Raw genomic sequence first — 12,892 nt, 5'->3', positions numbered from 1 at the left:
TTTTGTTAATACTCTATACACATTGGTTCACAGGCAGGCTCGTAGGTGTAAGGAGGCTGTTTGGTGGGACAAAACTACATGTCACAACTATTTTTTTAAAAACTTAAAAATTTTTAACATTTTTTTTCACATATTCCGGTCTGCTGCATTACTACAAACTAAAAATGTAAATATTATGCTTGGTTCATTTAACGCTTTAACTTGGTTAAAAAACACTAAATTTTCGACTAACTTATCGGGTAAAATAAGTACACACCGTCATTTTTCTCAACTCAAAAAGTTAGAAAACAAACGGTTAGATAAAGTAGACTCTCTTCAATTTAATGTACTTTTTTATCAACTAAGTGATTTGGCCGATCCGACACAAATTGTGCACCTAGCTGAGCTTGCTAAAAAACTAAAACTGATTATCGTTGCCGATACAGAACAGTTTGCAAACTTTGCCTTTGAAGTTGGCGCTGTTGATTTTTTAACGACAGATGTCAGTCAGCAAAGATTAGAAAAGTGTTTTGATAAGCTCATTCATTTATGCCCACTAGCCTCTGCTGCTGAGCAACAATACCAAGAGCAAAAGCAACATCAAAAATCTCATTCATCTCATATTGTGGTAAAAGATGTAGGAAAAGTAAGGCTTATTGATCCCAATGATATTGTATGGGTAAATGGCGCGGGTAATTATGTAGAGTTGCACTTTAAAGAAGACACTAAGCCAATATTACACCGCGAGACCATGAAAAATATCGAACAACAGTTAACGCCTGAAGGCTTTATACGCATTCATCGCTCAACACTTGTTAGAAGAGATGCAATCACTGAGCTTATGCCAACAGATAGCGGTGATTACAAAATAAAACTTAAAAATGATACCTGTTTAAATTTATCAAGACGCTATAAAAACTGTTTAGAAAGTATTATAAGTCCATTTTAAGTACGCTATTAAGCGCACTTAAAAGTAGGTTCTAGGTATTTAGTAAGCCAATAAAGAAGGCTATTTCTAACGCTTTTTCTTCTAAGCTTTTAAAGCGGCCCGATGCGCCACCATGCCCTGCATCCATATCAGTTTTAAACACTAAAATATTATTATCTGTTTTATATTCACGCATTTTTGCTACCCACTTCATCGGCTCCCAATATTGCACCTGCGAGTCATGTAGACCTGTGGTCACTAAAATATGAGGGTATGCTTGTGCACTTATATTGTCATACGGTGAGTAAGCTTCTATAACTTTGTAATACTGCTCGTCATTAGGATTGCCCCACTCATCATATTCATTTGTGGTCAGTGGAATACTTTCATCAAGCATGGTGGTTAATACATCTAAAAAGGGCACATGACTCCCGACTCCTAGATACAATTCAGGTGCTTGGTTTAACACCGCCCCCATTAATAAGCCACCCGCACTCCCGCCGGATGCAAATACTTTATTAGCACTGCAATAACCTTGCGCTATTAATGCTTTGGTAACGTCGATAAAGTCGTTAAAGCTATTTTGTTTATGCTGCATTTTCCCTTGCTCATACCAATGACGACCTAACATTTCGCCACCACGTACGTGTGCAATTACATAAACAAAACCACGATCTAATAAGCTTAAAGATGAGCTAGAAAAATTAGGGTCAATAGTATAACCATATGCACCGTACCCATATTGAAACAATGGATTGGTACCATCTTTATTAAAGGTATCTTGGCGGTACACTATCGATACGGGTACGCTAACACCATCTCGAGCCTTGATAAACAACCGCTCTGAAGTGTAGTTATCGGCATTAAAATCACCCAACACTTGTTGTTGTTTTAATACTGCTTTATCGCCTGTTTCAAGGTTAACATTATATAAAGTACCTGGCGTTGTTAAGCTTGAGTAATAAATGCGAGCATGGCTTGTATTGGGTTCTGGGTTCATTGCCACTGCAGCGTAATAGCATGGATCATCAAATTCTAATTTACGACGCTGGCCTTGCTTATTAATAATAACAAAACGGGTTTGCCCTTGTTCGCGCTCTGTAAGCACTAAAAAATCATTAAAGGTTTCAACATCTTCAAGTAATACATCATCACGATGAGCCGTATGCTCAACCCACTGTGATTTATTTGCTACCGTATCGCTTGTTGCTGTCATTAATCTAAAGTTTTTAGCTTGCCAGTTGGTTACGATATAAAATGTGTCGTTAAGCTTATCAACATCAAATTCATGTCCCTCTTCACGCGGTATTAACTGAGTAAATTCGCCTAGAGGTTTATTCGCATCAAGTACATATGTATCATTCGTTTCTGTACTGGCTAAATCAATTAAAATTAAGCTTTCATCTCGACTTTTCCCCAGCCCCATATAAAAACTACGATCGCTTTCTTCGTAAACTAAAACATCTTCGCTTTGTGCACTACCAAGCGTATGCCTAAATACCTGAAACCCCAATAAGGTTTGTTCATCTTTTCGAACATAAAATAAGGTTTTATTATCGTTTGCCCAAACAACTTGGCCTTCGGTATTTTCTAATACGTCATCAAGTAGTTCGCCCGATAATATATCTTTAAAATGCACGGTATAAATACGTCGTCCTTCAACGTCTTGCGAATATGCTAATACTTGTTCACTTGGGCTAATGGCCACTTCGCCTAATTCATAAAAATCAAAACCGGCGGCAAGTATATTTACATCTAATAATAAATGTTTGTCACTGGCATTAATATTCGTGCTACGAAAATGACGCGAATATTCATCATCCCCTCTAACTTCACTGTGGTACCAGTATTTTCCATCTTTTACTGGCACTGTATTATCGTCTTTAACAATACGGCCTTTGAGCTCTTCAAATAGCGTGTTTTGCAAAGGTTTAATAGCCGCTAGTTGATTATCGCAATAAGTATTTTCAGCTTGCAAATGCGCTAATACTTGTTGGTTTTTACGCTCATCATCACGCATCCAGTAATAGTTATCGACACGATTTTTACCATGGGTCGTTAATGTATGAGGGTGTTTGTCAGCGACAGGAAAATCAGGAAGTATTCTAAGCGAATGTTCTAAATGCGACACAAAAAAGCCAATATTAAATAAATAGTAATGGCAGTTTAGCATTAAAAAAGCCAACCTATAAGTAGGTTGGCTTGTTCGTTTTGCTAAATTTTTAGGCTGGTTTTTGTCTTAATAATTTATATTTAACGGTATTTATGATTAAGTTAAATACTTTTTTAAACGCGGCACCAATATCCCCTAATACTAAATATAAGCACGGTACTAATACCAATGTTATTAAAGTAGCAAACATCACTGAAAATCCTAATGCAACAGCCATAGGAATTACAAACTTAGCCTGTAAACTGGTTTCAAACATAATGGGTAATACACCAGCAAACGTTGTGATTGAGGTGAGTAATATTGCTCTAAAGCGTGCACAACCAGCTTCTACAACGGCATCTTTTATAGAATGCCCTTGTTTTCGCATTTGATTCACAAAATCAGTCATAACCAATGAGTCGTTTATCACCACCCCTGCCGCGGCAATAATGCCAAAGAACGACATTAAGCTTAAATCTAAATCAAACCAAAAGTGGCCCCAAATTGCACCGGTTAAACTAAATGGAATAACCGACATAACAATTAATGGCTGCGCGTAACTTTTTAACGGAACGGCTAACAAAATGTAAACTAAAATCATCCCGCCGACAAAAAACATGACTTGCTCATTCGCTTGCGCTTGTTGCTCTTCTATCGCACCACCAAGTTCAGATTTTACGCTTGGAAACTCTTCTTTAAGCTGCGGTAATAATGTTTCTTCTACTTGATTAACCACTTCATTAGGCTCTATGCGTTCCTCATCAATGTTGCCATAGACATACACAGTTCGATATCCACCTTCACGGCGAATATAGCTAATACCTGGTTTTTCAGTTAGTTCAACAACGTCACCGAGTAAAACTTCTTTGCCTTGTGGCGTGGTAATAATAGTATGCTTAAGCGATGAAAAAGCCTCACGAGTTAATTTAGGGTAACGCACCATTACACGTACCTCTTCCCCGTTTCTTATGACTCTTTGAGCTTCGCCACCATAAAAGCTAGCGCCAACCTGATTAGCAATATTCGCTAAATTCAAGTCTAAGTCGTACGCAACAGGTTTTAAGCTCATTTGTACTTCTTTACTTGCAGGGTCAATGGTTGAGCTAATATCAAACAAACCTTCTTGTTGCTGCAATAGCTGAATAAATCGACGACCAGCTGCATTAAGCGTATCGATATCTGAGCCAAATAATAAGTATCCAAACTCACCACTGCTACCGCCACCACCGGCGCCAACATCATCAAAGATAGTTAACGATTTAACACCCGCAATTACGGGCATTGCTTCGCGCCAGCGACGTGATAACTCAAATGCATTATAAGGACGTAAATCTTCATTCACTAAAGGCGCTAATAACTGTGCCTCAGTTCGCCCTTGGTTAAATACTAATATATCGCGTACAATTTTTTGTCCAAATTCACGTTCGGTTTGCTCATCAACTTGCAATACCATGGCTTCAATTTGTTTAATTGCATCAATTGTCTGCATATCAGAAACATTTTCGTTCATTTCTAAGTTTATTTGTGGAAAGTCATGCGGTACTTTAGGTGAAGGGATCGTACGTACAAGGTTTGAAGAAATTAATCCCACACTCACAATAAGTAGCGCTATAAAGCTAAACAGCACCGTCCAGCGCCATTGCACACAACGAATGACAAAACGCTTATAAGGGCCATTTACAAAACCAAAAAATCGCGTGTTAAATCGCTCTCTCCAGCCTCCCTTTTTAATAGGTGAGAAATGAGTATGTGCAATATGGGCCGGTAATATAAGCTTTGATTCGATTAAACTAAATACCAAACACAGCATAACAACCACGGCAATCCCATAGAAAAAGGCGCTTTCTGGTCCGCTTGATAATGTAAATGGTGCAAATACAGCGATCGTCGTTAACACCCCAAATGTAGCGGGAGTAGCAACACGTTTTGCGCCTCGTACGACGCTATTAATACCCCCACCAGATTTTTCAATTTCACTATAAGCGGCCTCTCCAATCACAATGGCATCGTCCACCACAATCCCTAGCACCATAATGAAAGCAAATAGTGAAATAATATTAATACTTACACCAAATATAGGCATCACCATCATGGCACCTAAAAAACACACAGGCAGACCAATCATTACCCATAAAGCGAGTTTAAATCGCAAAAATATAGACAACATAATTGCCACCAAGATAGCCCCTTGGAACAAGTTTGTTTTCATCATATCTAATCGAGCATTAAGGTAATACGTCATATCAACTAGCGGTTCAATACGTACACCACTTGGTAATTCTTTATTTTTTTGTTCAATAAATGCTTTTACTGAATCGGCGACGGGAATAATATTTTGCTCTTCGGTTGCTTTCACTGACAAGTAAATAGCATTTTCACCATTGAGTTTAAAGTAGCGCTCACCTTCAACAAATTGATCTTTAATGATAGCAACATCTTGCAGTAAAACTTTGCCACCATTACTCCCAATTTTTACCGGAATTTGCCTAAATTCTTCACCACTGTAATACTGGTTTTCGACGCGTACCGAAATCACACCCGAATCTGTTTTTAATTGGCCTGCCGAGTAATTCGCAGAAAAATTACGAACCGCAGCAGCCACATCAGATAACGTAAGATTGTATTGACGTAAAGTGTCAGGCTCGATTTCAATCGCAATTTCATCAAGAGGAACATCGTTTTCAACTAACGATACATTTGATAATTGGAGTAATTCATTTTCAAGACGATTGGCTATAGGCTTTAATTCATTTAACGATAAATCGCCCACTAAAGTCATGCCGATCACATCTTGTCTAATTTCTATTTGACTGATTGTTGCAGGTTCCATTCCTGCAGGGAAAGTGGCTATTCCATCTACTCGTAATTTTACTTTATCAAGTACATTGGTTAGCTCAGCATCGGTGTTAATTTCAAGCTGGGCACTGCCACCATTTCTAAAAGCCCGATACACCCCTTTTTTAATTTCGGTAATATCTTTAAGCGACTCTTCTATCTTAATTAAAATACTTTCTTCGATTTCTTGCGGTGAAGCACCCGGATAGTTTGCCTCTACCGTAATATAATTAACCTCAATGTTAGGAAACATTTGGCGCTGAATAGTCAGATAGCTAATAATGCCCATGACAATGATAAACATCATCATTAAATTAGCGGCCACTGAGTTACGGGCAAAATATGCGATTAACCCCGAGTCCTTTTGTGTTGTATCACTCATTAGTTAATACCTTAAAGCTGTTGCGGTTCGGGTGTATCGACACTTTGCGAATCAGTTTTTAAGCCAGCAATTTTTACTTGCATGCCCTTTTGTGGATACTCTGGCAATGTAAGTACTAATCTATCATCACTATTTAAGCCATCGCTAACATAAAAGAACTCGCCTTCTTCGCGTATCACAGTCACTTTGCGTGCTTCAAGTTCTTGTTTATCGTTAACAACCCACACCATTTTATTATTAACTAAAGCTTGTGGCAGTTTGTAAATACTGCTTAATACAGCGCCTTTAAAGTTTACTTGTACGTAGCTTCCAAACTTAATAGGCGGTAAGTCACTCTTTAAGCCATAAGGGTCGTTTATACGTACAACTAAGCTGCTCATACGTGTTGCGCTATCTACTACACCTAAATCTCGGTCTATAGCCCCTTGACGAGTAAAGCTGTTTAGCCCTTTTGTTACAATTGTTGCAGTTATACCTTTTACACGTTTTGGTAAAAATACACTATCGAACCCGGCAATAGGTAAAGTGATTTCGGCAGTTTCTATATTATTTAGCTCTGCAACTTGCGAGCCCATGGTAACAAACTGACCGACCCCAATATTACGACTCACGATCAGTGCATCATACGGTGCTTTGACTTCGCAGTTATCTAAATCTCTATTTGCTCGCTTTAAAGCAGCTTGGGCAGATTTAACCGAGGCTTGTGCGCTAAGCACTTGAGGTTTACGTAAAAATAAATCGGTGTGTTTTTTATTAGGGAAACGCTTAGCTTCATCAGCCGCCACTTGTGCATAGGCTTTTTCTTCAATTAATGCAGCTTTAGCACGTGTTAAATCAGCTTCGGCTTGTAAAACAGCCGCTTCGTAATTGTCTTTTTCAATAGTAAATAGGGTTTCATTTTTAGCAACCACACCACCAGCAATAAAGTTAGGATGCCAACTGGTGACTTCACCTGATACCTGTGCAGCAAGTAACGTACTTTCTAGCGGTTGTACCTCACCATAACTATTAATAATAACTTGATGACTATTTACCGCCACACTTTCAACGGTGACGACGGGGCGAGTATCCACCTCGTTTTTTTCCTGTGCTTCTTGCGCGATTGCATTAATACCCATAAAGCCAAAAACACCTAGCGCTAAAGCAACAAAAGGGAAAGCCCACTTTAATATTTTTATTTGCATTTTATTATCCATAAAGTTCCATTAGTACAATCATAACAGAGCTGAATAAAACATTAACATGACAATTGTAAATATCTGTTACAAAGATGTTGAACAAACTTTAAAAGTGAGCGTTGATGCGGCAAACGGACTTATACTTTTACTCTATGTTTTTAACTAAATAAATAACTTAAAGGCTCTCTACCCCATGTGCTTTGTATTAATACCAGTAAAATAATAAAGATAATCCACGCAAGCCATGGTGCTTTTGTTACTTGTTTACCCGGTTGTAGGCTATGCGTTGTGCTACCAGTGACCATCGCTTTCACTAACGGTTTGCCTTTTATTTTATAAATTACAATTGCAAGCACATGAAAAACAATAGCATAGGTTAAAATATCAAAGTTTAAATGGTGTATCCAATTTGCAAAATCAATAGTATCACTCGATACATACTGCGCTAGAGGGCCGTCAGACAAAATACCATCGCTACTCATTAACCCAGATATTAACTGTGTAATAATCAACCCAAAAAAAGCCAAAATCATATAACTACCTGGTGCAGAATGCCCTATCGGTTGTGCGTTCGTTTTAAATGATTTAAACACCGCAATTGGAGAGTGAATTAAAGAGGAAAGCTTGGCTGTTTGACTACCAATAACCCCCCAAATTAATCGGGTTGCAATCAATGCAAGGGTAAAAAAACCAAGCACAAAATGTAGCTCTATCATCCCTTCATCTGCGCTAAAATAAAGTCCAGCAATAGAAAGCACTAACAACCAATGAAAACTTCGTATAAATCCATCCCACACTTTTATAGTGGTATTTTTTTGCGTATGCATTTGTCGCCCTTTAATTGTTTTAAAATACTCAACACATGGCTAAGTATGTGCTTTGCCTTAATTACAATTTCACTATATTGCGCAATTTTTTACAAGCTTTGTATACTCATTTAGATATACTGAATACACTCAACACAACCTAATTTTATTGCACTGATGAAAAATGAACTCGCTACATTTTATTGCCATAAACCCTTAGGTGACCTAGAAGTACTCAAAGCTAGTTACACACATCAAAACTTTGCTCGCCATAGTCATGAAGGATATACCATTGGGCTAATTGACACCGGTGCACAAAAATTTTTACGTAATGGCTGTACACATATCGCCCCTGAAAATAGTATTATTTTGGTCAATGCCGATGAAATACATAATGGTCAAACAGCCACGAAGGGGGGGTGGGCATACAAAGCAATGTACCCAAAGCCACAGCAGTTTGAATCGTTATCACAAGAAATATCAGGGATCCGATGTGGTGCCCCTTACTTTGACCAAGCCGTGAGTAATAACCCCTTGTTAATTCAGCAACTAAAGTTGTTGCTAACAAATTTGACTGAAACTCAAACCGTAACAAGCCAATTATATCAAGAAAGCTTATTTTATAATGTAATGACATTATTAATGCTTGCGTTCCAGCAAAAGTCCCGCCAGTTAAAGCCACTTGCTAATAATGTCAACTTGTCGCAAGCCCAACAATATCTTGATGCTTATTGTTGCCATGAAATTAGTCTTGAATGTTTAGCGAAGTTAGCCTGTATGAGTCCGTATCATTTCATTCGACAATTTAAAAAACAATTTGGATTAACACCTCATGCTTATCAAATCCATAGGCGTGTATTACAGGCAAAGGTTTTACTCAAACATGGTTTAAATATAAGCCAAACAGCTACCGAATGTGGTTTTCACGATCAATCACATTTACATCATCAATTTAAATCACGTTTAGGTGTTACACCAGGCCAATATCGCAACTTGTTTAAACCTAAATTACTGAACGAATAAGGAGTAAATGTGAGAAAGGCATTACTAAAAGGGTTTTTAGATATGTTACCGCTGTGTTTAGCGGTGATCCCTTGGGGAATTTTATGCGGCTCTTTAGCTATTCAAAATGGCTTTAGTGCCTTTGAAACACAAGCAATGTCATTACTTGTTTTTGCCGGATCAGCTCAGCTTGTTGCTATTGAACTTATGGCTGGTAACACTCCATTATTAACGATTTTATTTACGACATTAATTATCAGCTCTCGGCATTTTTTATATGGTTTAGCTATACGCCATAAAGTAATAAACCAACCATTACGATGGCGCTTACCGATCAGCTTTGTATTAACCGACGAATTATTTGCGTTTTCTCATCACCCAAAAGCTTATCGTACTAAAATCCGCTTAACCTATGCACTAAGTGCTGGGTTTAGTTTTTATATCGCATGGAATTTATGGACGCTGATTGGCATTATAGCTGGAACAATGCTCCCCGATCTTACACACCTTGGATTAGACTTTGCCATAGCAGCTACTTTTATTGCTTTAGTGATCCCCGGTATTAAAAATTTAGCATCATTAATTACCGTTATTGTTGCTGGGGTAAGCGCCACATTATTAAAAAGTAGTGGTTTTGAATTATGGCTGGTTTGTGCCGCTTTACTTGCAATGAGTGCGGGGTATTTTACTTTTCGGCTAACCGCTAAAGAAGAGCATTAATTATGATGACCACTATTTTATTAATGGCCTGTATAACATTTTTTACTCGCTATTTATTTCTTCACAAAGCCTTACCTTTTAAAGTCGGCCCTAAAATGCAGCAGTTTTTAAGCTTTAGTGCCCCCGCGGTCCTAACTGCTATTTGGGTTCCTATCGTCTTTATTAATGAAGAAGGCGTAAATCTTAATTTAAGCAATCCGTACCTAAGTGCTGCTGTTTTAGCGATAATCGTTGCATATAAAACACATAATATTTATTACACGACATTGTTTGGGATGGGATTATTTTTACTTCTAAATTAATGCTTACACGTACCTAAAATGATACTGTTTGCATAAATATGCTTACTATTAACTAAAAAGTACCTAATGATGTCTGATTTTTATAACCTCACTACCCACAGTTTACACAATCAACCTATTAACTTTAGTGAATTCGTAGGTAAAGTAGTGCTTATTGTTAATACAGCCAGTAAATGTGGTTTCACTAAGCAGTATGAGTCATTACAGCAATTACATGAGAAGTACGCAGAGCAAGGGTTAGTCATTATTGGGTTTCCGTGTAACCAATTTGGCCAGCAAGAGCCCGGTACAGCCGAAGAAATTAAAAAAGGCTGTTTAATAAATTACGGTGTTAGCTTTTTAATGGCTGAGAAAGTCGATGTAAATGGTGATCACGCCTCCCCTGTTTTTCGCTTTTTAAAATCGGCTTTACCTGGATTTTTAACACGAAAGATAAAGTGGAATTTTACTAAGTTTTTAATAGCAGCAGATGGCACACCTATAAAGCGCTATGCACCAATTACAAAGCCTGAAAAGTTAGAATCAAGTATTGTGAAAGCACTACAAGCCGCTCAGCGATAGTAAATAATAAAGAGGCGATGCAGCCTCTTTATTTGTATACTTTGTAGAATTTTAGTCAATTAAATCACTAAAATCATCACTCCCAATGCTTTTACGTAACCGTTTTTGCTCTAGGTAGTCTTCAAGTTTACGTTTTACCTTTTGCTTTTTTTTATCATGTTGATTGCGCCCGACTATCTCGTATTCATCCTCAACAAAATCTTCATCTAGCGCATCATAACTAAATGTCTTACCCACAACTCACTCCAAAAAGTGTTAATGCTAGCTCTACTCACAAAGCCAGAACGTTTACAGATTAAGCAGATATTGCATAACTGCCATACCAAGCCATGCTGTTAATATAATCATGCAACATGTCATTAATGTGATAAATAGCGCTAAATATGAGATCTGAACAGCAAGAGTTTTTTATCGTTACAATAAACAATACTAATATAAAATTATTTTTTGGTTAATTTCACTAAAAAATGGTTTTTTATAACTTTAAACACATCATTAAAAATCATAAGCACCTGTTTTTAATCACTTTTAAATAATGGCATTGAACTTGTAATTAACTTTGTATTATCAATACATTTTACGAGAATCAACATGAAAAAATTTTTATTAGTTAGTGCACTGATCTGTTCACCTGCGGTATTAGCCCATACTGATCAAAACTCATCAATATCATTTAATAATGAGCAATGCGGTATTGAGTTTAAAAATGATATTCGTATAAAGCCTAACGAATTAGAAATTTTCACAGCAGAGCATAAAACAATGCGCTTTAGTGATCAGGGACAGCTTAGTATAGATGGTGAAGTGATTGAATTAACTCCCACGCAATTATCGACCTTAAATCAATACACTGACAACTTGCGCGGACAGCTGCCTGAGGTTGCTAATGTTGCTTTAGAAGGAGTTAAAATTGCCGAAGTTGCAATAGGGGAAGTTGCAGAGGCATTTAACCTTTCAGGCTTAGAGCATATATCAACATTAATGGATGGCATTCATACTGAAGTTGAAAATACCTTTTACCAAAAGGGTGCATTTGTAATGGGCCAACAAAGTTTCGAGCAATTCGGCAATCACTTTGAACAGCATTTTGAGAGTCAAATCGAAGAAGCCGTTGAATCGGCATTAATGCAATCGATGGGAAGTATTTTAATCGCTTTAGGTTCTGAAGTTATGGGCTCTGGTGGTGACATGCAGGCATTTGAACAACGAATGGAAAATATGGGTTTGCAAATAGAAGCTAAAGTTGAACAACAAGCTGAGCGATTAAAAACCCGTGCCGAGTCTCTGTGTGAAGACTTTACTATCATTGCCCAACAAGAGCAGCTTGTATCTATGCAAGTACCCGCTTTACAGGGCTATGAATTATTTGAGATCAAGAACAACATTAACTAAAAAGAATAAATATAATCAATTTCAACGTGAAATTGCGTGATTTTATCTAATAAGTTTGCTTAAGATACGTTGTTTATGGCTTTATTTAGGTATATAGAAAATTCATACTGTATAAATTAAAGTATATTATTCATTTTATTTTCTACAACCTTATCCCCAGTTAGATACGAAAAGTAACTAACGCCAAGCGCTTATACTTCATAAGCGCTTTTTTATATCTTAAATATATATTCTAAACAGCATAACCGTATCGAAAAAACTCGCATCTAAGCTATTTATATCTCCTCGTCGATACGTTCTAAAAATACAAATAAGCAGTGAGTATTTTTTAATCGTAGCGTCGTTTTCGTACTGAGTATTCAATATTTTTATGATTATATAAGTAAATTATAATCCCCATTCAGCACACACTTACTTTATTTAATAGAATATCAATATATAAAAATATAAATAATCTGAATATATAGTCTAAAAATAATACTTTTCATTCAATTTAAAAAACAAAATCACAAAAAAACCAATATAAATCAATGTAATTATATTTTTAATATATAAAAACCTTTGCATAAACATAAGTTAAATAAAAATATTAAATAAAAAATACATTAGTAAAACTAATGTCTAAGACCTAATTTATATTGCTTTATTTTTAATC

At 36.8% G+C, this 12,892-nt stretch carries 11 protein-coding genes; 6 read left to right on the top strand and 5 right to left on the bottom strand.

Annotated elements, in window-relative coordinates:
• Positions 1–175 precede the first annotated feature (175 nt).
• On the top strand, positions 176–928 hold the full coding sequence (locus J8L70_RS14565; protein WP_211056317.1) for a LytTR family DNA-binding domain-containing protein: 753 nt from the start codon (positions 176–178) through the stop codon (positions 926–928).
• Between the two features lie 31 nt (positions 929–959).
• On the opposite strand, the gene J8L70_RS14560 is transcribed toward J8L70_RS14565, so the two are convergent.
• The 4 genes from J8L70_RS14560 to J8L70_RS14545 all read right to left on the bottom strand — a co-directional run bounded on the left by J8L70_RS14560 (position 960) and on the right by J8L70_RS14545 (position 8,281).
• Complete coding sequence (locus tag J8L70_RS14560) at positions 960–3,038, bottom strand: S9 family peptidase (protein WP_211056316.1); 2,079 nt, start codon at positions 3,036–3,038, stop codon at positions 960–962.
• Positions 3,039–3,129: 91 nt separating this feature from the next.
• A complete protein-coding gene (locus J8L70_RS14555; protein ID WP_211056315.1) occupies positions 3,130–6,276 on the bottom strand; it encodes an efflux RND transporter permease subunit in 3,147 nt (1,048 codons plus the stop codon).
• Between the two features lie 11 nt (positions 6,277–6,287).
• Positions 6,288–7,460, bottom strand: coding sequence for an efflux RND transporter periplasmic adaptor subunit (locus J8L70_RS14550; protein WP_211056355.1), 1,173 nt, complete (start codon positions 7,458–7,460; stop codon positions 6,288–6,290).
• 152 nt (positions 7,461–7,612) lie between these two features.
• Positions 7,613–8,281: a cytochrome b/b6 domain-containing protein gene (locus J8L70_RS14545; RefSeq protein WP_211056314.1), complete on the bottom strand. Its 669-nt coding sequence runs from the start codon at positions 8,279–8,281 to the stop codon at positions 7,613–7,615.
• 156 nt (positions 8,282–8,437) lie between these two features.
• Here J8L70_RS14545 and J8L70_RS14540 point away from each other — a divergent pair, with 156 nt between their 5' ends.
• From J8L70_RS14540 to J8L70_RS14525, 4 genes are all read left to right on the top strand, one after another.
• Positions 8,438–9,283, top strand: coding sequence for an AraC family transcriptional regulator (locus J8L70_RS14540; protein WP_211056313.1), 846 nt, complete (start codon positions 8,438–8,440; stop codon positions 9,281–9,283).
• A gap of 42 nt (positions 9,284–9,325) precedes the next feature.
• Positions 9,326–9,982: an AzlC family ABC transporter permease gene (locus J8L70_RS14535; protein WP_211056354.1), complete on the top strand. Its 657-nt coding sequence runs from the start codon at positions 9,326–9,328 to the stop codon at positions 9,980–9,982.
• A gap of 2 nt (positions 9,983–9,984) precedes the next feature.
• Positions 9,985–10,284, top strand: a complete 300-nt coding sequence (locus J8L70_RS14530) for an AzlD domain-containing protein (RefSeq protein WP_211056312.1) — start codon at positions 9,985–9,987, stop codon at positions 10,282–10,284.
• Between the two features lie 69 nt (positions 10,285–10,353).
• Positions 10,354–10,845, top strand: a complete 492-nt coding sequence (locus J8L70_RS14525; protein ID WP_211056353.1) for a glutathione peroxidase — start codon at positions 10,354–10,356, stop codon at positions 10,843–10,845.
• 51 nt (positions 10,846–10,896) lie between these two features.
• Here J8L70_RS14525 and J8L70_RS14520 read toward each other — a convergent pair whose 3' ends face one another.
• On the bottom strand, positions 10,897–11,082 hold the full coding sequence (locus J8L70_RS14520; protein WP_211056311.1) for a hypothetical protein: 186 nt from the start codon (positions 11,080–11,082) through the stop codon (positions 10,897–10,899).
• A gap of 354 nt (positions 11,083–11,436) precedes the next feature.
• Between J8L70_RS14520 and J8L70_RS14515 the strand changes: the two genes are divergently transcribed.
• The gene (locus J8L70_RS14515; RefSeq protein WP_211056310.1) at positions 11,437–12,237 is read left to right on the top strand and encodes a DUF2884 family protein; all 801 of its coding nucleotides are present in this window, start codon (positions 11,437–11,439) and stop codon (positions 12,235–12,237) included.
• Positions 12,238–12,892 lie beyond the last annotated feature (655 nt).

Source organism: Pseudoalteromonas sp. MMG010, from assembly GCF_018100905.1.
In the GTDB taxonomy this organism is placed as follows: Bacteria; Pseudomonadota; Gammaproteobacteria; order Enterobacterales; family Alteromonadaceae; genus Pseudoalteromonas.
Note: the sequence above shows the minus strand (reverse complement) of the source record. Positions and strands in the feature narration are given on the sequence as shown.

Coding starts and splice junctions, on each gene's coding strand:
- J8L70_RS14565 (WP_211056317.1), top strand. CDS start 176: ATGCTTGGTTCATTTAACGCTTTAACTTGGTTAAAAAACACTAAATTT.
- J8L70_RS14555 (WP_211056315.1), bottom strand. CDS start 6,276: ATGAGTGATACAACACAAAAGGACTCGGGGTTAATCGCATATTTTGCC.
- J8L70_RS14550 (WP_211056355.1), bottom strand. CDS start 7,460: ATGCAAATAAAAATATTAAAGTGGGCTTTCCCTTTTGTTGCTTTAGCG.
- J8L70_RS14545 (WP_211056314.1), bottom strand. CDS start 8,281: ATGCATACGCAAAAAAATACCACTATAAAAGTGTGGGATGGATTTATA.
- J8L70_RS14540 (WP_211056313.1), top strand. CDS start 8,438: ATGAAAAATGAACTCGCTACATTTTATTGCCATAAACCCTTAGGTGAC.
- J8L70_RS14535 (WP_211056354.1), top strand. CDS start 9,326: ATGTTACCGCTGTGTTTAGCGGTGATCCCTTGGGGAATTTTATGCGGC.
- J8L70_RS14530 (WP_211056312.1), top strand. CDS start 9,985: ATGATGACCACTATTTTATTAATGGCCTGTATAACATTTTTTACTCGC.
- J8L70_RS14525 (WP_211056353.1), top strand. CDS start 10,354: ATGTCTGATTTTTATAACCTCACTACCCACAGTTTACACAATCAACCT.
- J8L70_RS14515 (WP_211056310.1), top strand. CDS start 11,437: ATGAAAAAATTTTTATTAGTTAGTGCACTGATCTGTTCACCTGCGGTA.